Below are 25,357 nucleotides of genomic sequence, written 5' to 3' on the forward strand. Positions count from 1 at the left end.
TGTAATGTTCCAGATTGCATTGTGCTGTGGAAGGTTTGCTGATTTTTCTAATTGTCCGATACCTGATAAGTAGATGATACTTTTTATCAATACACTATTTTACTACTTTGTCAATGCGTAAGTCCTATTAGATTAGAAAAGGCGAGGTTTTTTTGATGTCTGGGAATAAAAAAAATTTATTAGGGTCGGATGTCTACTCCTGCACCCACTGGATCAAAACCGTCAGGAAATATAGTCTCACTATCGGCGATCGCCCCGCTTAAATCCGACCTGCTTAAATCCGCCCCGCTTAACCTTGCACCGCTTAACCTTGCCCCGCTTAAATCCGACCTGCTTAAATCCGCCCCGCTTAACCTTGCACCGCTTAACCTTGCCCCGCTTAAATCCGACCCGCTTAAATCCGACCCACTTAAAATCGCCCCACTTAAAATCGCCCCACTTAAAATCGCCCTGCTTAAAATCGCCCTGCTTAAAATCGCCCTGCTTAAAATCGCCCCGATTAAATTCACCTCACTTAAATTCGCCCCGATTAAATTCGCCCCGATTAAATTTACCCTGATTAAATTCGCCTCACTTAAATCCGCCCCGCTTAAATCCGCCCCGCTTAAATCCGCCCCGCTTAAATTTTTGTCACCAGTAAGCGCCCGATTAAAATCAGATATATTATACGCATAGGAAGGACTAGGATTGAGGAAGAGAACCCCACTGAATACTGAAAATGCTATAACCAGCACCAGCAGAAAACTTAGAGACTGTTGGATTTTAGACTTAATGTAACTTGCCATGATTTAACCCTTGGATGTTTGTAATTCTGTATAGAGAATATACAGGATAGAAAAGATAATATTATTTATGGTGCATTTTAAACAGGGGCTTTTTTGATGGTTTGGTTAAACTTTGTTAATGGGATTTTTAACCTGCGTAGGCAGGTTTTGCCTGTGTAGACGCGGTTTCTAACCGCCCATAAATGACTAAACCCCAGTCGTTGCGGAAATATCAATTAACCAGCGAACTGTTTGCGGGAAAGCAATTACAATTAACAACACAATAAACTGTAAAATGATAAAAGGAATCGCACTTTTATGAATATCTAACGTACTCACTTCTTTAGGGGCAACACTTTGTAAATAAAACAAAGAAAAGCCCACAGGTGGAGAAATAAACGCCGTTTGTAAATTCACTGCCATTACTACACCAAACCATACCATATCAATATTTAAAGCTTGGGCTGCTGGTACTAATAAAGGCATAGCAATAAAGCAAATTTCAATAAATTCTAGAAAAGCTCCTAAAATAAAAATCACGATATTACTAACAATTAAAAACCCCCAATATCCTCCTGGTAAACCTATTAATAAATTAGTAATCAGAGTTTTTCCACCCAAAGCATCAAACACCAAACTAAACATCGAAGAACAAAATAAAATCATCACCACTAAAGCTGTAATCACTGCGGTAGAATGGGCAGCATCACGAATTAATTGTGGTGTTAACCTTTTATTAAAAGCGGCGAGAATAGAAGCCCCAACAGCACCGACAGCCCCAGCTTCTGTGGGAGTTGCCACACCAAAGAAAATACTACCCAACACCGCAAAAATTAAAATAATCGGGGGAACAACTGCTTTAAAAACTTGTTTAATTAATTGATTACCTTGAGGAATTACCACATCATCAGGGATAAGTGGTACTTTTTCTGGTTGAAAAAAAGCTAGTCCGATAATGTAGAGAATATAAGCACCAGATAACATTAATCCCGGAATTAATGCCCCTAAAAATAAATCTCCCACAGAAACACCAATTTGATCACTGAGAATCACTAAGACTAAACTAGGAGGAATTAACTGGGCTAAAGTCCCCGAAGCAATAATTACTCCTGAAGCTAATTTTTTATCATAGCCATAGCGTAACATCAACGGTAATGATAACATCCCCATGACAATTACTGTAGCGGCTACGACTCCGGTTGTGGCTGCTAAAACTGTTCCTACTAAAACAACTGCTAAAGCTAATCCTCCCCTGACACGACTTAATACAATGCCGATAGTTTCTAATAATTCTTCTGCTAATCCTGACTTTTCTAGAACTGCACCCAGAAAGACAAAAAAGGGAATTGCAAGTAAGGTAAAGTTCGACATTGTGCCAAACCAACTATTAGGTAATAGGAGAAGACGTGCCGGATTAAAAGCCCCGACTACTGTACCAATAAGTCCAAAAACAATGGCTGTGCCGGCAAAGGAAAAAGCGACAGGAAAGCCACTCATGAGAATAAAGAAAAAGCCGACAAACATTAAAATTGCTAACCATTCAAAACCCATAGTTTCCCCTATTCAATATTGATATTTTCTGAAGTTTCCAAACGAATTTGTTCTGCTACTTCTTGATAACCTAATAATACTGCTAAATATTTAATTGCTTGAGAAATACTTTGTAAAAGCAGGAATAATAAGGCTATAGGAACCATTGTTTTAATTGGGGCGCGGGGTAAACCATTAGCATCAGAAGATATTTCCCAAGTTCCCCAACTACCATCACTTAATCTACCCCAAGATTGTAAAACCGGATTGATTGTCACCCAAATGCCAATTAGACAAAAGGGAATTAAAAATAAAATTGTGCCAAGAAAATCAATTAATGCGCGGTTTTTTTCACTCATATTAGTATAAAGAAAATCAACCCGGACATTTTCTCCATGACGTAAAATATAAACAAAGCCGCATAAGAATGTGAGAGAAAATAAATACCATTGCAGTTCTAATAAGGCATTAGAAGACAACTGTACACCAATGAAGCGCCCCATGTAACGGGCGACAACATTAAAAAAACCGACTCCAATTGTTAGCAAAACTAGCCAATTCGATAACCATCCCAATTTATCAGCACCATTGTCAATAAACTGGGAAAATTTTAATAGCTTACTGATGAAAGCAAATCTTTTTGAGTTACGCATAGAACATAATAAATTAAAGGCAAGACTTGAGAATACAGTCAGCCAGTCAGCCAAGGAATAAATTCCCTGTCTAATAGCTCAAGTCTGTTAAAACAGACTCGGAAATTTTCCCAGTGTTTAGTCATCTAAAAATGACTTTTGCTATTAGTAAGGAACAGTCAGCCAGGGAATAAATTCCCTGTCTAATAGCTCAAGTCTGTTAAAACAGACTCAGAAATTTTCCCAGTGTTTAGTCATCTAAAAATGACTTTTGCTCTTAGCAAGGAACATTGGTAAAGCCATACTGACGGTTGAATTATTACTATTAATTAAGCAATTTTTCTACCTCCAAAATATCCAAATTTGTCAATTGTGCCACTTGTTCTACAGACATTCCATTCTGTAACAACTTAATAGCAACTCGTCTTAATTGAAATTCAGCTTGTTCTGCACGTTGTTTTTCATGTTCTGCACGTTGTTTTTCCTGTTCTGCAATTTGTTCTACTTCATCTGCCCTTTGTTGTGAAATTACTACCATTTCTTGAGAAGTGGGAAATAATTCACCATCCAAAGTTGCCCAGCGTAACCAAGTGGCATCAACACCTCTGTAATTACCTTGCCAACGCACTAAAGCCAAATCTAAAACTTTGCTTACCAGTTGATTTTTCTCATTTAGAGCAATCTGTTGATATGCACCACTATTTAGATCAAAACCTGCAAAATCATTGGGGTTAAACGGGTCATACCAAAAATATTCGGAAACCCGCATTTGATTTTGATAAATCAATTTTTTGGCATTTTTATCATTGTTAGCTGTACTTTCTGAAAGTAATTCAATTACCACATCTGGTGGTTTTCCTTCTTCCCAAACTACCCAAGAAAGTCGTTCTGTTTTCGGCACACCTAAAACAGCAAAGAAATCTGGACCGCGAAAATCTTGATTTTTTAATTGTGCTAAACTGTAGTAGACAAACATATTGCCACCTACATATCCATCAGTCCTTTGCTCTAACCAAGGCTGAATGGTATCAATTAAAATATCCATTTGTAATTTATGTCTTTGTGTCTCCATGGGGATACCATCATCACAAGGAAGTTCTGCCTGGGTGGGTGGCAGTTTAATGCTAGGTTCAGCCAAAACAGTTTCTAACATAGCCGTTAAATTTAGTTAGAAATTACTTAATATTTTTATACTAATCCGAAATGATCAGCAATTGGCAAAATTATAAGAAATAATAAGTTTTAAGTGTATCAACACTATAAAAACTGTATAAGGAAAAGTCAACAAGTCTAAAACCTTTTTTCCCCGTACTTTGTGCCAACGAAGATTTGGCGTTGGTGAATTGGGGTATGAAAGTCGAAAATTCCATCTCTCAAACTCTTACTCTCTGCGTCTGGAGCGTCTCTGCGTGTTCGCGCAGCGTGCCGTAGGCATAATAAAATCATACTTTTACTCAGCAACACCGAAAAATTTTAACACCAACCCACTCTGTGGTAGGCTAAAATTTTACAGGATTATGATATTGTAAGTAAATCTTACTAATATTCATTTTTATGAAACGTCGAGCTATTGTTAACAGATTATCTCAAAGTGCGATCGCTGCCACCGGAGTCGCAATTGTTGGTGGTTGTCAAAAGGCTCAAAATCAAGCAGCTACAGGTCAAACCGATACCAGTAACTTACCGACCGTTAAATGGCAAATGGCTACAAGTTGGCCATTGTCTTTAGAAACTATTTTTGGCGGAGCGCAGGTTTTAGCAGAGCGCGTTAAAGTTCTCACTAACGGCAAATTTATCATCGAACCCCGTGCGGCTGGAGAAATAGCCCCCGGTTTAGAAGTTCTCAATGTGGTTTCCCAAGGTGCAGTCCAAGCCGGACATACTGCTGCTTATTACTACATCGGTAAAAGTCTTGCTTTAGGATTTGGTACATCAGTACCATTTGGACTCAATGCCCAACAACAAAACGCTTGGTTATATGAAGGCGGAGGTTTAACCAAACTACGGGAAATTTATGCCAGTAAATTTAATATAATTCAGTTTCCTGCGGGGAATACGGGTACACAAATGGGGGGATGGTTTCGCAAGGAAGTCAAAACACTTAATGATCTCAAGGGCTTAAAAATGCGGATTCCCGGCTTAGGGGGGCAAGTTATGGCTAAACTGGGAGTAACTGTACAAACTCTTCCTGGTGGGGAAATTTTCCAAGCGCTACAAACAGGCGCTATTGATGCGGCTGAGTGGGTAGGACCCTATGATGATGAAAAATTGGGTTTAAATAAAGTTGCTAAATTCTACTATTATCCAGGTTGGTGGGAACCAGGTCCAACTTTAGAAGTCCAAGTTAATTTGGACGAATGGAAAAAGTTACCACCTCAATACCAAGCAGCTTTAGAAACCGCTGCATATCAGTCGAATACAACAATGTTAGCTCGTTATGATACCCGCAATAGCGAAGCATTAGAGAAACTATTAAAAACCGGGGTTCAACTGCGTGCTTATAGTCAGGAAATCTTGGAAGCAGCGGAAAAAGCCTCTTTTGCTTTATATGATGAATTTGCAGCTAAAGACGCTGATTTTAAAGCTGTTTATGAACAGTGGAAACCTTTTAGAGATCGGATATATGCTTGGAATAATCTCAATGAAGGTAGTTTAACCCGTTATGCCTATGGGAAAGTGGGGAAATAATTAAGTCAGAATCAGGATTTACAGGATTTTTTCCCAAAAACGATTGAGAATGGTTGGTTTGTTGACACTAAGCTGTACTAGTAAGTTTTCCTAGTGTTTAGTTATCAAAAGACAACTTTTACTATTAGCAGGGAACTTGAGTTACTTGCAGAATAGAGGTTTTGCGTTAAGTTGATACCAAAGAGCATCCCTAAATCCCTACTAAGAGGGTGTTTGAAAAGTCTAATTTATTACTTGCAAGGGCGACTAGAAGTCGCGGAACCACACAGACGAAACCCACCTATTCCTTCGGTCCCGTAAGGGATACGTGGGTTCAAAAGCCTTGATTTTTCGTTAGTCCACGCAGGTGGACTTTGTTTGTGTAGTAGCGATTTCTAATCGCCGGAAACTTTTCAAACATCCTCTAAGTAGGTTAGCATTGAAAATCGTCGTTATGGCAAGGCAAGAGGCAATCATGCAAGAGGCAAGAGTGAAGAGGGTTTGGGCGATTTTACTTTTCTTTACACAGATTGGTTTTATTGTGTTCACCTACTTAATTCTTGATTCCTAACTTTTGATTATTTCTAATTTACCATTTTTAACTAGTTTAAATCTTGTCCCTCGCCATTCAATAGTATTACCAAAAAAGCCACAACACCAAATTATAAATCTCACTATATCCGCAAAAGGAATTAACCAGAAAACCTTTTTGGTTACTTGATCATTGAGAAGTTTTACCCCTATTACCCAAGCCATAACTAATCGCATTAGCAAAGTGATGGAGAAAACTAACCAAGAAAAAATAGAACCACTGCTAGTTATTAATAATAGTAAACTAGAAACTGTGCCAAAAGTAAATATTAAGCCGGCATAACCCCAAGGACGAGAAACACGAATACAACGCGCCCAACGAATTTGGCGATTGATAGAATCTAATAAACTACTATGTCCTAATCTGTGTTCAACAATATAGTTAGATAATACTACTTTGTCTCCTGCTTGGGTTGGTAAATAGCCGAGTTGATAGTCGTCTGCTAAATAATCAGCCACTGCTGCAAAACCGCCGATTTTGGCTAATGTGGTTTTACGGATGACAATAGTTGAACCCAAAGCGAATTTTATTCCCTCTAATTGTTTACTCACCAAAATACTCGGTTGAAAGTCTGTGGCTGTACAAATAGCTTCTAAAATCGTAGCTATTCCTTCGGCTGTGGAACGATATAAACAGGTAACAACACCAACTTTCTGATCTTGTAGTGGTTGAATTACTGTTTGCAAATAGTCAGAACCAACATGAATATCACTGTCAGCAATGAGGAAAATATCATGTTTGGCGGTGGTGACAGCATTAGCTAAGTTACTAATTTTCAAATTAGCACCGATAATATGATCTTTCACCACTAAACTAATATCTATTTCTGGAAATTGTTGAATTAGTTTCTCAACTACTTCTATACTAGGGTCTGTGGAACTGCGGACACTAAAAATAATTTGATATTGGGGGTAATCTTGTTGACAAAATGAGGCTAGGTTGGTGTAAGTCCCCTTATCAACGCCACATAGGGGTTTAAGGATAGTGACAGGGGGATGAAATTCCGGGTTTATGGGGGGAGAGTCGCGCAAAAAACCTATCGCTGTATAAACCCCATAGGTGTAGAATAAAACGGCTGATAAACAGAGAATAAATAACAGGGGGAAGGAGTCAGCAAATAAAACAACTGACAACTGACAACTGACAACTGACAACTGAGACATGAATCTAATTTACTTTCTTTTGCGTTCTTCTTGGACAATGGTAGCGATCGCTATTATCACAGGTTTTTTGAGTGGTGGTAGTAGTGCGGGATTAATCGCCTTAATTAGTAGTGCAGCGAGTAAAAGCAATGCCGCACCTCTGACAACTATAGCTTGGGGTTTCGTCGGTTTAGTCACCGTAGCCTTAATTACCGGCGTAATGTCCCAAATCATGTTAATTCGCTTATCTCAAAATGCCGTTTTGCAATTACGAATGCAGTTAAGTCGGCAAATATTAGCATCGGAATTAAGTCATTTAGAACAATTAGGAAATCCCCGCTTATTAGCAACTTTAACAGAAGATGTGCAAGCAGTCGCTAATGCTGTATATGTCATGCCCTTTTTATGTATTGATATGTCCATGGCTTTAGGATGTTTACTATATATAACCTGGCTATCTTGGTTAGTATTTATCATGGTTGTGGTTTTAATGCTAATAGCTATTGGTAGTTGTAAATGGTTATTAGATCGAGGAGAAAAATTATTAGCCTTAGCCCGTGAAGATCAAGACACTTTATTTAATAATTTTAGCACGATTACAGCCGGCATTAAAGAACTCAAACTTCACTATCAACGCCGTCAATTTTTCCTGAGTAATCGTTTAGAATCCACAGCCAGTAGATTTAGAAATCACAATGTTCAAGGTTTAACCTTGTTTGCGACAACTGCCAGTTGGGGTAAACTCATATTTTTCTTTGCCATTGGTTTTGTTCTCTTTATTTTACCACATTTATTCGCCATTGATGCCGAAACTTTATCCGGTTACATTCTCACTTTCACTTATTTAATGTTGCCCATGGATAATATTTCCAATAACTTACCATTAATTAGTAAAGCCAGTGTTGCCTTACAAAAAATCGAATCATTAGGTTTATCTTTAGCTAGTCGGGCGGAAATTGCCACAGCACCACCTCATGCTCTCACAAATTGGCACAGTTTACAACTGATAAATGTTACTCACACTTATTACACAGATAAAGAAGATAAAAGCTTTATTCTCGGTCCAATTAATCTTACCCTTTATCCCCAAGAATTAGTTTTTATTGTGGGAGGTAATGGTAGCGGTAAATCATCTTTAGCGAAATTAATCACTGGTTTATATATACCCGAACATGGCGAAATTATTTTAGATGAAACTTTGATTACAGAAAATAACCGCGAATGGTATCGGCAACATTTTTCTGTAGTATTTTCTGATTTTTATTTATTTGAAGAACTACTAGGATTAGAAAATAATAACTTAGATATTCAAGCCCAAAAATATTTAGAGAAATTGCAACTTGATCATAAAGTTAAAATCGAAAATGGGCAACTTTCCACCACTTCCCTTTCCCAAGGACAAAGAAAACGCCTCGCATTACTCACAGCATATTTAGAAAATCGGTCAATTTATCTATTTGATGAATGGGCGGCTGATCAAGATCCATTATTCAAAGATATATTCTATACTCAATTACTGCCAGAATTAAAAGCACAGGGAAAAACAATTTTAGTAATTAGTCATGATGATCATTATTTTCATTTAGCCGATAGAATTATTAAATTAAACTATGGTAAAATTGAATTTGATAAACTCCCACAAACTTAAAAAATCAAGACCTACGCAAAATATCTCTCAAACCCTCTTTCTCTGCGTCCTCTGCGCCTCTGCGGTTCGTTTTCCCTAATAAATTAAAATTGTGAGGAATTAATCATGACAGAAGCTAAAAACGTACTGGGTACAAAATTAGAAATTTGCTGTACGTCTCCCATGACTGGATTTTATCGTGACGGGTTTTGTACCACAGGTGGACAAGATACGGGAATGCACGTGGTTTGCGCTCAAGTGACAGAGGAGTTTTTGCAATATACTAAATCCCAAGGTAATGATTTGAGTACACCTGCACCTTATTTTAGTTTTCCCGGTTTAAAACCTGGTGATTGTTGGTGTTTATGCGCTGCAAGGTGGCAAGAAGCCTTAGAAGATGGTGTTGCACCTCCTGTAGTTTTAGAAGCCACTCATGCTAGGGCTTTAGAAGTTTGTAATTTAGCAGATTTGCAAAAACATCGGGTAATTCGTAATTAGGAAAATGGTTAATAATTATTAGCAAATATAGCAATAGTATATGAATTTTAAAAAAATCTGGGTAGCCAGTAGCCAGGGAATAAATTCCCTGTCTCAAAGCTGAAGTCGGTTAAAACCGACTGTTTTTAGAGTGCGTTAAAACGCACTTTAGCTATTGCCTAGAAATTGATTTCCGGGTGGGTGTGGAATCTAAAAGATTTATTTACTGCTTTTAGTGACTTGAGAACGTTCTAAAAGATCGTTTAAGTCTTTTTTTGCTTCTTGGGTCAATTTAAAACTAGCTAAATTAGCCAAAATACTTAAAGGCACGTTAATTCGTTCTGGTTGTATCTTATTAAATAATAATAAAATAATGATGAATAACGTCACCATTGTAGATAGACTGGTAATACTAACGCCTAAGTAAAAAGTCACTTGTGCGTTATGAACTAACAAATCTACAATTTGATTTTGCTTTTGTTGGGTAATTTGAATCTGTGAATCTTTTGGGGATTTTTTAAACCAACGAAACATATAGGACTCCTATTTTTTGTAGTTCTCTCAGTTCGTTTTTGAACTTACTAACATCTTAGGAATATGATTAAAAATAAGAAAGATGAAAAAAGGGTTTTCTTGATGAAAACTTTTCTCCAAATTTTAGGGAGTTTAGGGAAATAAAAATACCCCAAATTCCCTAGACAACAATAATCCATATTTGCTATAGTCTAAAAAAGTTAATCTACTACTAATATATATTTATGACTCAATCAGGAAAAGTACAAAGTAGTCAGTCAGGAAAAGATAAACTCAAAGCAGCATATAAAAAAGCAGGTTTTACTATAGCAACTCTAGCAGAAGCAGCAAAAGCAAGTGAAGATCAAATTAAATATTTAATAGGACAAAATACTCAAAAGGTAACAGCAGTTGATAGATACGTTATAGAAAATGTGCTGAATGCTATAAATCAAGGACTTGAAAACAAGAGTATAGTTGAAAAACTAACACCATCAGATATAGTTGATGATTGGTTTCCACGACTAATACCAACAGAATTTCAAATCGTAATTGATGATAAAACAAAACTATTTTGCGGTCGAAAATTTGTATTTAATGCTATCAGTGAATTTATCAAAGATCACAAAAGTGGATATTTTACCATCCTTGGTGATGCGGGAATGGGTAAAAGTGCCATTGCTGCCAAATATATAGTAGATCATCCTGGGACAATTTGCTTTTTTAATATTCGCGCTGAAGGTAGGAATCGTCATTTGTGCGCCAAAATCCCCATACTATTTATTACAATGCCCAAATGTCCGGTAAAAATCGAGTTGAGGCATTTTTTCCAGAGGTTTGTACACAGTTAAATTTATTGTTAGAGAATTTATCTAGCACCCCTCCCCAACCCTCCCCGCAAACCATGACGGAGACAGGATTTATCAATGCAAATGAGGGAAGTTGGTTATTTTCTACTTTATTGCAACAAGTCAGCGAGAATTTACCAGATCAGAAAATAATTATTGTCATTGATGGTTTGGATGGAATTGATATAAATAGTCAAGCTGTAGGAACGAATTTATTTTATCTACCGCGATATTTACCGGATCAAATTTATTTTATTTTCGCTCGTCGTCCCTATCAAAAATCCCATAGTGGCTTGTTAATTGAAGCACCTTCACAGATTTTAGATTTAGCAGATTATCCGGTGGAAAATCGGGAGGATATTAAAGCATATATTCGGAAGAAACGAACCGCAGAGACGCAGAGTTCGCAGAGAAATATAATTGAATTAATTAATGAAAATGAAGATAATTTTATGTATGTGCAGCAGGTTTTAAATGCTTTTGCTGAGGGTTTTTATGATCAACCAGAGAATATTAATAGTATTCCCCCAGATTTAGAAACCTATTATCAACAACATTGGCAAAAGATGCAAGGTGATGGTTTATCTGATGTTGCGATGGATATATTGCGGGTTTTAACTGCTGAAGAAACTCAACCGATGTCAACGGTAGCTATTAGTCAAATTATCAAAGCTGATGTTTTTGATGTGGCGGAAATTATGGAAACTTGGTTAGAATTTTTGCAAGAAACACGGGAGGGTAAGGAAACTAAATATAAATTATATCATCACAGTTTCCGGTTATATCTTCATGATTACAGCACTTTGCCTAACAGTTAAATACAAGAATTAAACGAATAATTTAAAATGCACAAAGTCGGATGAAATACAATTGAGGGCGGGGTTTCCCCGCCCCTACAGGTTAATCACTGTATCTCAATTTGCTGTAATCTCAAATTACTAAACCTGACATTCTGGAGTTTTTTGATAATCAGGAGTAGCATCAGGATAAAAGGTACGAATAGCACCTTTTTTAGTAACAAAGATATTTGCAAATGTTTTGCCGTTATCAGTCACACTCAGTAAACAAGCTTTGGGTGTTGGTTCTAAGCTGGGGTTATTTTTGTAGGCTTTAGCTGCAATTGTTAAAATCTCTTCGGCATTGAGAGTGTAACCATATCCTTTAAATGGATCACTAACAGTGCGTTCACGAGAAGTGGGCGTTTCGCCATCGCCTACTTTCATTCTAACACCAAAGGAATAAACAGCCCCTGGGTCAACTTCAGATTTACTCACAGATTTGGGTAAAATTCCGGCAAGACCTCGATTTTGTAAATCTAAATAACGTCCAGCATAATGTAAACCACCAATTTTAGTTTCTGCGGGTTCACCACAAAAAACATGATCAAATCCTTCAGCATTAAACCAAAGACTTGTTAAATCTTCCAGAAATTCTGTATTAGAGGTTCTATTCGGAAAAATATAACCACCAACATTATTTTTAATATTACTGAGAACAGTTGGAAAACTATTCAGCATGGTTTGGAAATTAGCGGGAGTAACTACTGTTCCCAATTCTCCACACAATTGATTAACTGCTTGATCAAAATCATTTAGCAAAGGAGGAGGAGGAGTTAAATCTTGTACACCACCAACTTTAACGGTTACAGGATTATTAATATTATCAAAGAAAGGTAAGAATTCCTCTGCAATTGCCAAATTAGGATTTGATAGAGTAGTTACAAAAAACAGTCCTATAGCTAAGGTTAAGCACAGAAATTTATTCACATTGGTAACAATTTGATAATCAATAGTTGTACTCAACAGGTTTAATCTCATGGGAATCTCACTAGATTTACGTATGACTGTGAATACTTCTAAAGTTACCATTATACCATTAACTGTGTCAATTATTACTTAACAAGTCTTAACATATTTTACTAATTAAAATCCATAATATCTCCAAATTCTCCCATGATTTTTTCCATTAATTCTTCCATCATATCCTGCTGCATAGAACGGAGGCTTTCTGGTCCTGCGAGAAATTCTTTAATAGTGATCTTTTTATCTTTAAAATCTTTAACAAAATCACGAATCTCTGCAACTATCTTGGTTTGAGATTGCATGGTTTCCACCATCAATTCAATACAATCAACCCCTTGTTTAGCCGCTTTTTTATAATCAGCAACCATTGATCCTTCTGGGGTATTTTTTGCTAACCGGAGTTCTTGTTTTAACTTCTCATATTGATTTTTGAGAATTTGATTTTGCTGTTCTATATTTTTGCATTTGCGACTTAAATTATCTTCGCTGTTATTATCAATGGTTTCTCCGACTTCATATTTCCGTTCAATTTCTAAAAGTCGCGCTAAATCTCCCTCTTGGTAAGCTTTATTAATTTCTTTCATGATTTCCGTGTGAGTCATTTGGGTTTCGTTGTCTTTAACCTTATCAGGGTGAAAGATTTCCGCTAACCGCAAAAATGTCTGTCGAACTTTTCTAGATTCATCTGTTCTAGGGACTGTAGCAGATTCAGAATCTCCTTCTGCTTCCCAAAATTGACGACGACGTTGATGATTTTCCTGGGAATCATCATTTTCAAATAGTTCGTCTAATTCATCATCATCTTCTTCTTCATCAATATCTTTATAACTAATAATTCCTCCCATTTGCAAACTTCTGTACAGTGATTCTATATTTTTCTGGGTTTGTTTTCCCATTTTTCTCGTAGTTAAAATTTCGGCAAACAAAGCATGAATTTCTGCATCTAATTCTGCCATTATTTTCATATTTGGACTAACTCGATGAAATACTTCTGTAGCTAAAGAACGCATTTTTTCCACAAAGTTATTTAATTCTGTCCGCTTTTTCTTAATTTGCTTTAATAGAGATTGGTGTTCTTTCTCTAAACCCTCCAACTGAAGATGTAAGTCAGAAAGCGCGAGAGGAGTTACTGTAGCTGAGGATTTTGTTTTTGTTGTGCGTGCCATAATAGTAGATGCAAGTAAAATCAGGGTATTTATCTGTGTTTATCCGCGTTTATCTGCGTTTAATTATTCTCGAAGATTCTACACAAATTCAATAAAAGTTAAAATGGACAATAACAGAGGGTACTAAACAACATTATATTTTAAATATAAATATTTATACAAAATTGTTAATTAAATTAATTGATTATAATTACTTAATTTAAAATGTTTCACTGTCAATAATTGACGCACTTCCTGACTTAACAAAGCCGCTAATTCTACTTCACCACCGTGATTTATATCAGTATTTGCTAAAGCAGGATGAGAATAAATTTCTACCAATTGCGCTTCTATTTGTGGTATCAAACCGAGTAAATATTTTTCACTCATGTCACCAGTTTGTAACAATCCATAAACTCTATCAGCAAATTTAATATGATGCGCTTTTAATAAACCTTCTCCATAATGGCGTAATTGTCCAAAAACAATAGACCAAATTATTTTAGTGAATAAATTACGTTGATCAATTTTGAGGTTTTTACTTAATTCTTCTGAAGGTAGACGGATAAATTTAATCTGAAATTCCGCTGCAAATTCTGTTAAAATATTCAAAATTACAGGATGGACATGAAGGTGTAAATGTCCGTCAACATGAGCCAAATTCAAACCAGAATCACGGAATTTTGCTAATTGAGCATATATTTCTAACCGCAATTCTGCACGGGTAGCTTGATTAAATTGATAACTTAATCCTGCTAAAGTAGGATCATTAGAAAAGTTACCCTGAGAGTCTACTAAATGGGGAATTTGCGAAGGTGGTAAAATTGATTTACCACAAACTAAAACCAGGTGTAACCCAACTGCTAACTGAGGATGATTCTTTGCGAGAGCGATCGCCTCTTGTGCAGCATCACCACTTACCATTAAACTAGTGCTAGTTAAAATGCCTTCCTCATGGGCTTGAATAATCGCTGCATTCACACCCTGGGAAAACCCGAAATCATCAGCATTAATAATTAAATAAGACATTGGTATATAGATAATTAGGATTAAAAATGTCAGAATCAGGATTCACAAGATTTAATTGAATTAATCCTGTCAATCCTTTAATCCTGGGTATCCTGATTCAGACGATTTACCTAGCTAAAGCTTGAGTCCGACGTTCATTCAAATAACCAAAGAATTCCTTACCTTCTCGCAAGCGACGAACTAACATTTGTCTATCCGCCAACATTTCCCGCACAATGGGAATAATCGCTTTCGGACGGAAATAAAACTTGCGATACATTTTTTCCACAGCATCTTCAATTTCCGCACTGGAAAGACTGGGATATTGCAAAGTTGAAGTTTGAATACCGGAAGTTGCAACTAAAGACTCATTAGCAAACCAACCTTTTTCTCTGGCTTGTTCATACAACTCTGTACCAGGATAAGGTGCAGCAATAGAAACTTGAATTGTATGGGGACTTAATTCACAAGCAAAACGAATTGTTTCTTCTACAGTTTCCTTAGTTTCTATTGGCAATCCGATAATAAAAGTTCCATGTACAGTAATACCAAGTTTGTGGCAATTCTTCATAAATTCTCGCGCCACTTCTAGCTTAATACCTTTTTTGATATTATTGAGAACTTCTTGATTGCCGGATTCAAAACCTACTAATAACAATCTTAAACCGTTATCTCGTAAAGTTTTGAGAGTATCATAATCCAAATTTGCACGAGCATTGCAACTCCAAGTTAAATTGAGTCGCTTCATGTGTTTACTAATGGCGATCGCTCGATGTTTGTCAATGGTAAAAGTATCATCATCAAACATATACTCGCGCACCTTATCCCCAAAGAGAACCTTCGCCTCTTCCATTTCTCTGCCTACAGCATCAGGGCTTTTATGACGATATAAATGTCCACCAATAGTTTGTGGCCACAAACAAAAAGTACATTTGGCTGGACAACCCCGCCCGGTATAAAAAGAAATGTAAGGATGTTGCAAATAGCCAATAAAATATTTGCTAATATCCAAATCACGAGCATAAACCGGCAACACACTGGGCATAGCATCCCAATCATGAATCAAAGGACGTTCCTCGGTTTGGTGGATATTCCCCAACTTATCCCGGTAACTCAAACCCTTGATTTCATCCCAAGGTTTTCCTTCTGCTAATTCCTTACAGGTATAATCAAACTCATTGCGGCAAACAAAATCAATTACCGGATTTTCTCGCAAAGTTGCCTCTGGTAAAACCGCAACGTGCGCCCCCACAAAGCCAACTTGCACATTGGGGTTTTGTTGTTTGATAGCTTCAGCACACTTAACATCATTAGCCAAAGATGGTGTACTGGTGTGCATAATTACTAATTCATAATCCTTGGCAATTTTCAACACATCATCCACCGTTTGCCCATGAGGAGGTGCATCAACTAACCTACTGCCAGGAACTAAAGCCGCTGGTTGTGCTAACCAAGTGGGATACCAGAAAGAAGTAATTTCTCGTTTTGCTTGGTATCGCGCCCCCGCACCACCATCAAAACCATCAAAAGAAGGTGGACTCAGAAATAAAGTAGTTTTCATGAATATCGCTCACACACAAATTTTTTATTTTGGTCAGTTGTCAGTTGTCAGTGGTCATTGGTCAGTTGTCATTGGGGAAATTCTTTCTCCCTCTGCACCTCTGTCACCTGTCACCTGTTCCCTGTTCCCTATTTTCTAACTAGCTTTAGCGTTCACACCCATGAGGTTTTCAATCAGGGAAACAACATCACTGCGACTGAGTTTTTCCTTACCACTAGCTAAAGCATCTAAAGTACCATGAGCCAAAGCCAAAGGAATTTGGCAAAATTGCAAAGCCGGTCCATTGGGCAAAGAGTTCGTATAGGCATCTGCTAAGATAAGATTGCGACGGGCATATTCTTGGAGATTGTCATTATCCCAACCTGCTGGGTAAAAGTTGACCCCACGATTGAGGTCTTCACCATTGTTACGCAGAATATTGACCGCTTGCAAACCCCTACCAAATCCTATGGCTTGAGTGCGGTTGCTTTGAGTTCCATCATACCAGTTCCATAAATCTGAGAGTAACAAGCCCACAGCACCAGCCACCCCAAAGGTATAACGGTCTAGATCCGCTTCAGTTTCTATTTTCCAATTTTTATCTGCCCAATAAGCCATTCTATCAGCCATTGCCGCTGTTGCATCCCAAATTCGCGGAGCAATACTTTCAGGTGCTAATATTGACCATTCTCTAATCCTTAAACTAACTTCTTGTAAAGAATTTTCGTAACCTTTAAACCCGACAGAGAAAGCATCCAGCGGAAAACCATCTACTCCAGCTTGCAATGTGAGGCTAATATTCTGCAACAGGCGTTTTTTAGTCTCGTTATCCAAGTTTGGATCATCTTCAATTTGGTCAATGGCACGCATACACAAGTATGCTGATGCCACTGCTTCTTGTAATCCTGATGGTAAAATACTAATTGGGATATAAAAAGTTCTACTAGTGTCTTTAAGGATTTGCAACGCATCTCCACGTAAATCCATTTTGTTCACTCCTGTCTTGATTTTCACACCACACCTAATTTCGGACTTTTCGATAATACTAGATTTAGTCTTTATTAAACCTTAAAAACCATAAACACCCTAGCATTTAATCTAGAAATACATAGTCAATCGTGTCATATTTAACACAATTTTCGAGCTTATCAGAAAAATGCCCAAAACCCTTAAAGGTGCGCCCCACTCAAGAGGACACACCTGTGCTACTTCTACGCCGTGCAGGCTATCAAATAAGGGACGTAGCCTAAAGCCAGGATTTATTTTGCACTGAGATTCTGTGTATATTGTATAATGAATAGTTGTCGAAAACAAACAAAGTTTAGTAACAAGATTAAATCAGCGCTAGTACAGCACGGCGTAAATAACCCAACCATTATTAATCATCAAACAGCCTACTGTATATTACTTTTGACTTTTGATTTTTGACTTCTGCGTAGCAGTGCTAGTTCTAGAATACCAGGTTGGGCGATTCGCTGATTCATATATAACGGTATAAATTCCGTACAAGAAACCAGAATTCAGCCATGCTGTTAAAGCACAGTTGAAATGAATGCTTATCAGTTCAGGGGACAAGAAAAAACCTTTAACTTTTTTCCTTGAATCCTTGTTCTTGATCATGATCAAATAATTCTAATAACCCAAATATACCCACAAAAAATGTATAAACCGCATATTTGATTGATGCTTGATTGCGAGCAGGTGCATAATAAGCAGCAATTAAGGCTTCGAGAAAATGAGCCAACAGCACAATATGAGTGATAATTAAAGCTGGAGTTAAGACACTCGGTAGTTGACTGTTAGTTATTGATGTTTGGATATTCCATAATTCTAAGCCTATTGCACTGGTGATGAGTGTAATGGATATGATTTTGAAGATGGGAAATAGTTTTTGTTTGATATCTTTTAAATTCATGTTGTTTAGAGAATGTGTTGTAACTGAATAATTTTAGGACGTTTTTCTCCATCAGGAAAATGACAATGAACAGCGTCACAAATCATTACTGGCAGTGTTTCTATATCATCAGCTTGAGTAAAAATTGATTGATCTAATGCTGTGCCTGTATAACCACCATCTGGATCATTTTCAACAAGAAATACAATTTCCATCATGGAGACATTTTTTTGAGGTTGAAATTAATTATTGTATAGCACGAATGGCGATCGCATGATTTACCTTTTAAAATTCAAAATTGCTTTGATTATTTCTTTGTACAAGTTAACCTCTCCATTCAGACTCAGGAATTTTTGCTCCTTGAACAATGCTGAGTAATGTGCCAATAGGTAGAGTCCGTCCTTTATGTTCAGGAACAATTACTTGTAACCCTAACTCTTCATTTCTCCATTTGCGATGACTACCTTTTTGAGAAATAAGTTCAAATTCATATTTTCTCAAAATAGTTTCAACCTGTCTCGCAGTCATACGACGAACTCGCTCACTCATTAGACCGTGATCTCCCTTGCGATTGCACCAGGAGATAACTTAATTAAATCTGGCTGTAAATATAGTTGAATAGCTTCTTTAATATTTTCTAAAGCTTCTTCTTCTGTTTCACCGGCTGAAGTACAACCTGGTAACTCTGGACACCATATAGCCCAATCTCCTGTTTCTGGATCTGATTCAAGAATCACACGCCATTTCATAAATTCGTCCTTTATTCTCTATAAAGAAAGTAACACAATAATAAGAAGAATTTTTTGATGTCTTTTAATTCCATATCATCCCGTAGACAAACCTCCTTGTATATCAGTTGAAAATTTTATTTGTTTATCTTTATCTATTGATACCCATGAGTCAGATGAGGAGCGTTTGTTTTCATCAAATAATATATTGAAGAAGCACTACTGGAGCAGTAAATGGAGATCCGATAAGGTAATGTGTGGTAGGTTTATTCGAGTTTATGACAATGCGTCCATCTTTTCCAATAGGAGTTATTTGACCAAATACCTCAATCTGGTTTTCAACAAAACGCGCATATTTGAAGCTACCCAGGTTAAATTTTGGAAGATTTGGTGGAGGATTTTCAGCAGGGTTTGCTTTATAGACATTGCAAGGAAACTCATAAACACCAAATGAATCATCGTCGAAATGGACTATATATTCTGCTGTTTTGGATGTAGTCATTGATAGAAATGAATATTAACCTGATTGAATCTTACTATGATAATAGACAGTCTGACAATGTTTATATACAAACTACTACTGATCCTTAAGTAAGGATATCTAGCAGATAAACAAACCTACGCTAAAAACAGTAAACAAAAGCTTATCATTTCTTTCTCCAAAAATGCTCAACCAAGACCAAACCCCCCTTATAGATGCCTTAAAAGCCTGTACAACTCGTCCTCACGCCCCATTTTACACCCCAGGACATAAACGCGGTACTGGCATTTCCCCATTCTTAACCGATTTAATCGGTAAAGATGTCTTTCGGGCTGACTTAACAGAATTAGCAGAATTAGATAATTTATTCAAACCAGAAAGCGTAATTCTCGCAGCCCAAGAACTCGCAGCAGAGGCTTTTGGGGCTGAGAAAACATGGTTTTTAGTTAATGGTTCTACCTGTGGAATTGAAGCAGCAATTCTTGCTACTTGCAGAATGGGAGATAAAATTATTCTGCCGCGAAATGTCCATTCTTCAGTTATTTCTGGATTGATTCTTTCTGGTGCAATTCCTATTTTTATAAATCCTGCATACAACTCAGATTTAGATATTGCATACAGCATTACACCAGAATCATTAAAAGCAGCATTAATACAACATCCAGATACCAAAGCAGTGCTGATAGTTTATCCTACCTATCATGGTGTTTGTGGAGATTTGCTGGCATTTGTACACCTTACTCATCAATATAATATTCCCTTAATTGTAGACGAAGCACATGGCGCACATTTCCATTTTCATCCCGATTTACCCATATCAGCTTTAAGCGCAGGTGCAGATTTAACTGTACAATCAATTCATAAAACACTGGGGGCAATGACACAGGCATCAATGTTACATATTCAAGGTAAAATCATTGATATTGATAGAGTCAATAAAGCCTTACAATTAGTACAATCTACCAGTCCTAGTTTTATCCTTTTGGCTTCTCTAGATGCTGCCCGTCAGCAAATGGCAATACATGGAAAAAAGCTGATGTTTCAAACTTTGGAATTAGCGAAAGAAGCCAGAAATCAAATTAATAAAATTCCTGGTTTATTTACTCCCCTTTCTCCAAAAGAAAAGTCACCGGGATTTATAGATTTAGACAAAACTAGATTAACAGTAAATGTTAATAAATTAGGTTTTACTGGCTTTGAAGCTGAAGATATTTTAAATGACAAATTTAATGTCACCCCAGAATTTTCATCTTGGCAAAATATCACTTTTATTATTAGTTTAGGAAATACAAAAACAGATATTCAAAACCTAATTAAATCTCTCAAAAATCTTAATAATATAAACCCATCAATAACCCAAAATTTATTGTACAAATACAAAAATGATCATACAAATAATATTATATCTATTTCTCCCCGTGAGGCTTTTTTTGCTAATAGTGAAATCTTGCCTTTCGAGAAAGCTCAAAACCGGATTTGTGCAGAAATTATTTGCCCTTATCCTCCAGGAATTCCTGTATTAATGCCCGGAGAGGTAATTACAAAATCAGCTTTAGAATATTTGCAAGAAATTCAAAATATGGGTGGTTTTATTACTGGTTGTGCAGATAGTAGTTTGAGAACTTTAAAAGTTGTCAAAACATAAATCATTAGACATCTGGTGGTAATTAAATGTGCATAACCTGAAACCCTTGTAGGGACGATTCATGAATTGTCCCTACGATCATTTTCACCAGATGTCTATTGAGTATAACTATCATAATCATAAGAATTTTCTAGTGTCAATACTTTCCTGGCACTAAGATTTCGTGCTTAGATAGAGTTAGCACTTTATATAAAAATTAAATAATTCCCGTGTTAGAAGCGTGTGTACTGATAACAATACTGTGTGGTTTTTTTGGCATCATCCTCAAAAAAAACTTGGTAATGAAAATTGTCTCAATGGATGTGATGAGTACAGGTGTGATTGCCTTTTATGTACTAATTGCATCACGAGAAGGATTATTTACTCCCATTATTTCCGAGGTAAAAAATATTGCTTATGCTGATCCTGCTCCCCAATCTGTTATTTTGACGGGTATAGTTATCGGCTTTTCCATTCAGGCTTTAATGCTTGTGGGCGTGATGAAATTAGCTAGGGATAATCCCACCTTAGAAACCGATGAAATTGAAAGAAATAATACACCATAGAGAAAATAAATGATGGATAAAATTACTGTTGCTTGGGTAACAATACCATTTTTGCTAGGATTCATAATTTTTTTAGTACCCAAACTTAACCGACATTTAGCATTATGGGGAACTATAGCTTCTGCTGGTTATGGGTTACAGATGTTAATAGTACCTACTACTATTAATCTCACATTACTGGATAGTTTTGGGAATAGTTTGTTAGTAGATCAATTAAGCGGTTATTTTATTCTCACAAATGCTTTGGTAACTGCTGCGGTAATTTTATACTGTTGGCATAGTGATAGAAATGCTTTTTTCTTTGCCCAAACTATTTTAGTACATGGTAGTTTAAATGCTGCTTTTATTTGCAATGATCTTGTTAGTGTGTATATAGCATTAGAAGTAAGCGGTATTGCGGCTTTCTTGTTAATTGCTTATCCACGTAGCGATCGCTCAATTTGGGTAGCTTTACGTTATCTGTTTATCAGTAACACCTCCATGTTATTTTACTTAGTAGGTGGAATACTAGCTTACCAAAATAGTCGTTCATTTACTTTTGAAGGTTTAAAAACTGCCCCTCCCGAAGCCATCGCTTTAATATTTCTAGGGTTATTAATTAAAGCTGGGATATTTGTATCTGGTTTATGGCTACCTTTAACCCATTCAGAATCAGAAACACCTGTTTCGGCGTTAATGTCAGGTATTGTAGTTAAAGCTAGTGTATTACCTTTATTGCGTTGTGCTTTAATTTCCGATGAACTCAACACCATAGTTACTACTTTTGGCGTTGCTACTGCTTTAATGGGTGTATCCTATGCAGTATTAGAAAAAGATACTAAGCGGCTGTTAGCATTCAGTACCATATCCCAACTAGGTTTTATTCTCGCAGCACCAGCAGTAGGTGGTTTTTATGCACTTACTCATGGACTAGTAAAATCATCATTATTTTTGATGGCAGGTTCTTTACCCAGTCGCAACTTTAAAGAATTGCAACATCAAGCCATTAATACTAAAATTTGGATACCCTTAGTTATAGCCAGTTTATCAATTTCTGGGTTTCCATTATTAGCAGGTTTTGGGGCAAAAGTGTTAACCCTAAAAAGTTTAACATCTTGGCAATTTATCGCTATGAATATTGCTGCTGTGGGAACTGCCATATCTTTTGCTAAATTCATTTTCCTACCCCATAGTAATGAGGGAGAACAGAATATTAAACCAGGATTTTGGATAGCTGTAACGTTGTTAATTAGTGGGTTAGTAGTGGGCAATATTGTCTATCTCAAAGGTTATGATATGGCAAATATTGGTAAAGCGATTATTACCATTGCCATTGGTTGGTCAGCATATCATTTAATTTTCAAAAAACTCTCCATTTATGTACCCAGAATGCTAGAGAAATTTGAAAATTTAGTGGGAGTAATGAGTTTAACACTAATTGTAATATTTTGGATGGCATTAGCATGATTGGACATCTAATATTAAGACTGACAATATGGTTTTTACTCACTGCTAACTTCAGTGTAGAAAACATCATTATTGGTGTAATAATTGCCTTAATTTTACCACGAGGTTTCACAACTAGGGAAAGATTAACAGAATGGTTACAGGTAATCAGTAAATTATTTGTTGCTATTCCTGTAGCATTTTTAGAAGCATTTGAAATTATTTTCCGTCCTCACAAAAGAGAGGAAATGATACCCGAAGAAATTAAACTCAAAAGATCACCATTGTTGATATTTGTAGATGTTTTTCTGATTACCTTTACCCCCAAAACAATTGTAGTTAGATACAATGAACAAGGTTTTTATGAAGTGCATCACATTAAACCAGGAAGAGAATAAACAGGAACTTAACCATGAACCTAGAAATAGTATTAATAGCAATGATATTTGCCTTACTTATTCCCATTTACGAAGCCTGTAAAAGTGATGATACATGGCAGAAAATGTTAGCTTTAGGGAGTATTTCCAGTAAAGCATCAATTATGATTCTCGTAGTGTCCGTTTTGCGAGATGATTGGATGATAGGAGTGGTAGCATCCATCATGTTAAGTGTAGGAAATGCTGGTTTTATGTTATTAGCACATATTTTGAGAAGGTTAAATGAAGCATGAATAATATTATTACTTTCATCAGTTATGCCTTCATTGGGATAGGAATGTTTTTCTGGTTTTGGGGAACTTGGCATTTAGTCAGTAACAGATCAGTATTATTCAAATTACATGGTCTTTCTGTGGCTGATACATTAGGTTCAATGCTGATAATTGTAGGACTGTTAATGAAAATACCCCATCAATGGCCATTGCTAATTTTAGGGATTATTTCCCTAGCAATTTGGAATACAATGTTAGGTTATGTCATCGCATATTGTTCAACAGAAGAGGCGAAAAATGAATGATTCTTATCTCTATATAATTATTGCTTTATTACCCCTAGCTGCGGGAATGGTAGTAACTCAAACTAACCCCTATCATGCCTTAATAATTAGGGGAGTATTAGGGGCAATGGCGGCTATGGTAGATGCAGTTTTAGGGGCAGCAGATGTGGCATTAACAGAAGCATTAATGGGAACGATGTTATCAATTACTTTGTATGCGATCGCAGTTCGTTCATCCTTAGTATTACGTCTTGGTGTCATGGAAAATCAGTCAATAGAAAAAAATCAAGATCCTAATTTTCAAGAAATTATCAACGACTTCCGCAATATTTTTAACAAACATTATATGCGGTTGGAACTTGTACCTTATCCTACTCAGGAAACTTTACAACAGGCACTAATTGAAAAAGAAATTCATGCTACTTGTGTGCGTTTAAAAGAAACTGATCAAACAACAGAAAGCTACCAAACAGCAATTCGAGTGCCACGCATCTATAACATCATAGAAAGCGAACTTTCATCACCAAAAACAGTTATCAGATATTTCGACGTTTTAGAATCAGGAGTGCAGCATTTATGAAATTAGTTTATATTTTAGCCGGAATAGCGTTATTGGTAAAAATGCTGATTATGCCTCATTCTGCACCAAATTTACCAGATATTTCCATTGTGGAAACAGTGGTTAAAGAAAGCGGTGTTCCCAATGCAGTATCAGGGATTATTTTCAGAAATCGGCTATATGATACAATCTTTGAAGTTATTGTCTTTACTATTGCCATTCTCGGAGCTAATTTTTTATTAGCTAATGAAAAACCATCTTGTAGCATCTATCAATTTAAAGATCAACCATCAATAATATTAGCTCGTCTAGGGGCGACAATTGCGGCATTAGTGGGCATTGAATTAGCAATTAGAGGACATTTGAGTCCGGGGGGTGGTTTTGCTGCTGGAGTCGCTGGAGGAACAGCAATCGGACTAATCGCAATTACCTCATCATACCAATGGATGCAGGATATTTACCAACATTGGCACGCTGCTATTTGGGAAAAGATTTCGGTATTGGTTTTCATTGTTTTAGCAGTGATAACTTTGTCGGGATTTGAGTTACCACATGGGGAATTAGGGGCGTTATTTAGTGGTGGAATTCTTCCGATATTAAATATCCTAGTTGCTGTTAAAGTAGCATTAGGTTCTTGGGCTGTAATTTTGATTTTTATTCGTTATCGAGGTTTATTATGAAAAATGGGAGTTTGAGGAATTAGCGATCGCACTTAAGTAGGTGAACACAATAAAACCCACATTCCGCAGATACTAAAGCAAATTTAGGAATTAAAAATTTAGAGAAAGTAAAGCCTGAAAAGATTGCCGAGCAAAGATTTCAGGCTTTTATTTGTTAAAATAGTGTAATCAAATAGAGAG

Annotated in this window: 29 protein-coding genes; 13 read left to right on the forward strand and 16 right to left on the reverse strand. The window is 36.6% G+C overall.

Annotated elements, in window-relative coordinates; all coding sequences use genetic code 11:
• Nucleotides 1–179: 179 nt before the first annotated feature.
• From IQ226_RS20270 to IQ226_RS20285, 4 genes are all read right to left on the reverse strand, one after another.
• Nucleotides 180–785, reverse strand: a complete 606-nt coding sequence (locus tag IQ226_RS20270; protein ID WP_193898346.1) for a pentapeptide repeat-containing protein — start codon at nt 783–785, stop codon at nt 180–182.
• Nucleotides 786–971: 186 nt separating this feature from the next.
• Nucleotides 972–2,315, reverse strand: a complete 1,344-nt coding sequence (locus IQ226_RS20275; RefSeq protein ID WP_193898348.1) for a TRAP transporter large permease subunit — start codon at nt 2,313–2,315, stop codon at nt 972–974.
• 8 nt (nt 2,316–2,323) lie between these two features.
• Nucleotides 2,324–2,947: a TRAP transporter small permease subunit gene (locus IQ226_RS20280; protein ID WP_193898349.1), complete on the reverse strand. Its 624-nt coding sequence runs from the start codon at nt 2,945–2,947 to the stop codon at nt 2,324–2,326.
• A gap of 304 nt (nt 2,948–3,251) precedes the next feature.
• Nucleotides 3,252–4,079: a Uma2 family endonuclease gene (locus tag IQ226_RS20285; protein ID WP_193898351.1), complete on the reverse strand. Its 828-nt coding sequence runs from the start codon at nt 4,077–4,079 to the stop codon at nt 3,252–3,254.
• 401 nt (nt 4,080–4,480) lie between these two features.
• Here IQ226_RS20285 and IQ226_RS20290 point away from each other — a divergent pair, with 401 nt between their 5' ends.
• Nucleotides 4,481–5,614, forward strand: coding sequence for a TRAP transporter substrate-binding protein (locus IQ226_RS20290; protein ID WP_193898353.1), 1,134 nt, complete (start codon nt 4,481–4,483; stop codon nt 5,612–5,614).
• A gap of 546 nt (nt 5,615–6,160) precedes the next feature.
• Here the strand turns inward: IQ226_RS20290 and hpnI are convergent.
• Nucleotides 6,161–7,348: a bacteriohopanetetrol glucosamine biosynthesis glycosyltransferase HpnI gene (gene hpnI, locus IQ226_RS20295; RefSeq protein WP_193898355.1), complete on the reverse strand. Its 1,188-nt coding sequence runs from the start codon at nt 7,346–7,348 to the stop codon at nt 6,161–6,163.
• On the opposite strand from hpnI, the gene IQ226_RS20300 reads away from it, so the two are divergent.
• Together IQ226_RS20300 and IQ226_RS20305 are read left to right on the forward strand one after the other, a co-directional pair.
• Nucleotides 7,347–8,975 carry a cyclic peptide export ABC transporter gene (locus IQ226_RS20300; RefSeq protein WP_193898357.1) on the forward strand — a complete coding sequence of 543 codons (1,629 nt, stop codon included), beginning with the start codon at nt 7,347–7,349 and terminating at the stop codon, nt 8,973–8,975. The two genes, hpnI and IQ226_RS20300, sit on opposite strands and share 2 nt — an antisense overlap.
• Nucleotides 8,976–9,080: 105 nt before the next feature.
• The gene (locus tag IQ226_RS20305; protein ID WP_168636947.1) at nt 9,081–9,452 is read left to right on the forward strand and encodes a DUF2237 family protein; all 372 of its coding nucleotides are present in this window, start codon (nt 9,081–9,083) and stop codon (nt 9,450–9,452) included.
• 198 nt (nt 9,453–9,650) lie between these two features.
• Here the strand turns inward: IQ226_RS20305 and IQ226_RS20310 are convergent, their stop codons facing one another.
• Nucleotides 9,651–9,965 (reverse strand): hypothetical protein, encoded by a 315-nt coding sequence (locus IQ226_RS20310; protein ID WP_193898360.1) that lies wholly within the window; start codon nt 9,963–9,965, stop codon nt 9,651–9,653.
• 224 nt (nt 9,966–10,189) lie between these two features.
• Here IQ226_RS20310 and IQ226_RS25290 point away from each other — a divergent pair, with 224 nt between their 5' ends.
• Together IQ226_RS25290 and IQ226_RS20315 are read left to right on the forward strand one after the other, a co-directional pair.
• A complete protein-coding gene (locus IQ226_RS25290) occupies nt 10,190–10,795 on the forward strand; it encodes a TniB family NTP-binding protein (protein WP_228039568.1) in 606 nt (201 codons plus the stop codon).
• Complete coding sequence (locus IQ226_RS20315) at nt 10,702–11,610, forward strand: ATP-binding protein (RefSeq protein ID WP_228039569.1); 909 nt, start codon at nt 10,702–10,704, stop codon at nt 11,608–11,610. Before IQ226_RS25290 ends, IQ226_RS20315 begins: the two co-directional genes overlap by 94 nt.
• A 120-nt stretch (nt 11,611–11,730) precedes the next feature.
• On the opposite strand, the gene IQ226_RS20320 is transcribed toward IQ226_RS20315, so the two are convergent.
• From IQ226_RS20320 to IQ226_RS20365, 10 genes are all read right to left on the reverse strand, one after another.
• A complete protein-coding gene (locus tag IQ226_RS20320; protein WP_193898362.1) occupies nt 11,731–12,660 on the reverse strand; it encodes an EndoU domain-containing protein in 930 nt (309 codons plus the stop codon).
• A 50-nt stretch (nt 12,661–12,710) separates the two neighbouring features.
• Nucleotides 12,711–13,760 (reverse strand): J domain-containing protein, encoded by a 1,050-nt coding sequence (locus IQ226_RS20325; protein WP_193898364.1) that lies wholly within the window; start codon nt 13,758–13,760, stop codon nt 12,711–12,713.
• 171 nt (nt 13,761–13,931) lie between these two features.
• Entirely contained in the window at nt 13,932–14,768 is an 837-nt protein-coding gene (gene hpnK, locus IQ226_RS20330; protein ID WP_193898365.1) for a hopanoid biosynthesis-associated protein HpnK, read from the reverse strand.
• A gap of 106 nt (nt 14,769–14,874) precedes the next feature.
• Nucleotides 14,875–16,308, reverse strand: a complete 1,434-nt coding sequence (hpnJ, locus tag IQ226_RS20335) for a hopanoid biosynthesis associated radical SAM protein HpnJ (protein ID WP_193898374.1) — start codon at nt 16,306–16,308, stop codon at nt 14,875–14,877.
• 135 nt (nt 16,309–16,443) lie between these two features.
• The gene (locus IQ226_RS20340; RefSeq protein ID WP_193898376.1) at nt 16,444–17,274 is read right to left on the reverse strand and encodes a squalene/phytoene synthase family protein; all 831 of its coding nucleotides are present in this window, start codon (nt 17,272–17,274) and stop codon (nt 16,444–16,446) included.
• A gap of 598 nt (nt 17,275–17,872) precedes the next feature.
• Nucleotides 17,873–18,202 (reverse strand): hypothetical protein, encoded by a 330-nt coding sequence (locus IQ226_RS20345; protein ID WP_193898378.1) that lies wholly within the window; start codon nt 18,200–18,202, stop codon nt 17,873–17,875.
• A 5-nt stretch (nt 18,203–18,207) separates the two neighbouring features.
• Nucleotides 18,208–18,399: a 2-oxoisovalerate dehydrogenase E1 subunit beta gene (locus IQ226_RS20350; RefSeq protein ID WP_193898380.1), complete on the reverse strand. Its 192-nt coding sequence runs from the start codon at nt 18,397–18,399 to the stop codon at nt 18,208–18,210.
• Between the two features lie 106 nt (nt 18,400–18,505).
• A complete protein-coding gene (locus tag IQ226_RS20355) occupies nt 18,506–18,730 on the reverse strand; it encodes a type II toxin-antitoxin system HicA family toxin (RefSeq protein WP_193898382.1) in 225 nt (74 codons plus the stop codon).
• The gene (locus tag IQ226_RS20360) at nt 18,730–18,930 is read right to left on the reverse strand and encodes a type II toxin-antitoxin system HicB family antitoxin (RefSeq protein ID WP_193898384.1); all 201 of its coding nucleotides are present in this window, start codon (nt 18,928–18,930) and stop codon (nt 18,730–18,732) included. The genes IQ226_RS20355 and IQ226_RS20360 overlap by 1 nt, the downstream gene beginning before the upstream one ends.
• Before the next feature lie 175 nt (nt 18,931–19,105).
• Nucleotides 19,106–19,411, reverse strand: a complete 306-nt coding sequence (locus IQ226_RS20365) for a hypothetical protein (protein ID WP_193898386.1) — start codon at nt 19,409–19,411, stop codon at nt 19,106–19,108.
• A gap of 163 nt (nt 19,412–19,574) precedes the next feature.
• Between IQ226_RS20365 and IQ226_RS20370 the strand changes: the two genes are divergently transcribed.
• The 8 genes from IQ226_RS20370 (at nt 19,575) to IQ226_RS20405 (ending at nt 25,177) form a co-directional block, all read left to right on the forward strand.
• Nucleotides 19,575–21,035 carry an aminotransferase class I/II-fold pyridoxal phosphate-dependent enzyme gene (locus tag IQ226_RS20370; RefSeq protein ID WP_193898388.1) on the forward strand — a complete coding sequence of 487 codons (1,461 nt, stop codon included), beginning with the start codon at nt 19,575–19,577 and terminating at the stop codon, nt 21,033–21,035.
• A 209-nt stretch (nt 21,036–21,244) separates the two neighbouring features.
• Nucleotides 21,245–21,580: a cation:proton antiporter subunit C gene (locus tag IQ226_RS20375; protein WP_193898390.1), complete on the forward strand. Its 336-nt coding sequence runs from the start codon at nt 21,245–21,247 to the stop codon at nt 21,578–21,580.
• A gap of 12 nt (nt 21,581–21,592) precedes the next feature.
• A complete protein-coding gene (locus tag IQ226_RS20380; RefSeq protein WP_193898401.1) occupies nt 21,593–23,026 on the forward strand; it encodes a cation:proton antiporter in 1,434 nt (477 codons plus the stop codon).
• Nucleotides 23,023–23,403 (forward strand): Na+/H+ antiporter subunit E, encoded by a 381-nt coding sequence (locus tag IQ226_RS20385; RefSeq protein ID WP_193898392.1) that lies wholly within the window; start codon nt 23,023–23,025, stop codon nt 23,401–23,403. Before IQ226_RS20380 ends, IQ226_RS20385 begins: the two co-directional genes overlap by 4 nt.
• A gap of 14 nt (nt 23,404–23,417) precedes the next feature.
• Complete coding sequence (locus tag IQ226_RS20390; RefSeq protein ID WP_193898394.1) at nt 23,418–23,675, forward strand: hypothetical protein; 258 nt, start codon at nt 23,418–23,420, stop codon at nt 23,673–23,675.
• Nucleotides 23,676–23,680: 5 nt separating this feature from the next.
• Nucleotides 23,681–23,959 carry a monovalent cation/H(+) antiporter subunit G gene (locus IQ226_RS20395; protein ID WP_193898403.1) on the forward strand — a complete coding sequence of 93 codons (279 nt, stop codon included), beginning with the start codon at nt 23,681–23,683 and terminating at the stop codon, nt 23,957–23,959.
• On the forward strand, nt 23,952–24,518 hold the full coding sequence (locus tag IQ226_RS20400) for a DUF4040 domain-containing protein (RefSeq protein WP_193898397.1): 567 nt from the start codon (nt 23,952–23,954) through the stop codon (nt 24,516–24,518). Before IQ226_RS20395 ends, IQ226_RS20400 begins: the two co-directional genes overlap by 8 nt.
• Nucleotides 24,515–25,177 (forward strand): Na(+)/H(+) antiporter subunit B, encoded by a 663-nt coding sequence (locus tag IQ226_RS20405; RefSeq protein WP_193898399.1) that lies wholly within the window; start codon nt 24,515–24,517, stop codon nt 25,175–25,177. The genes IQ226_RS20400 and IQ226_RS20405 overlap by 4 nt, the downstream gene beginning before the upstream one ends.
• The last annotated feature ends 180 nt before the right edge of the window (nt 25,178–25,357 follow it).

Origin of the sequence: Dolichospermum sp. LEGE 00240 (genome assembly GCF_015207875.1) — a bacterium.
In the GTDB taxonomy this organism is placed as follows: Bacteria; Cyanobacteriota; Cyanobacteriia; order Cyanobacteriales; family Nostocaceae; genus Dolichospermum; species Dolichospermum gracile.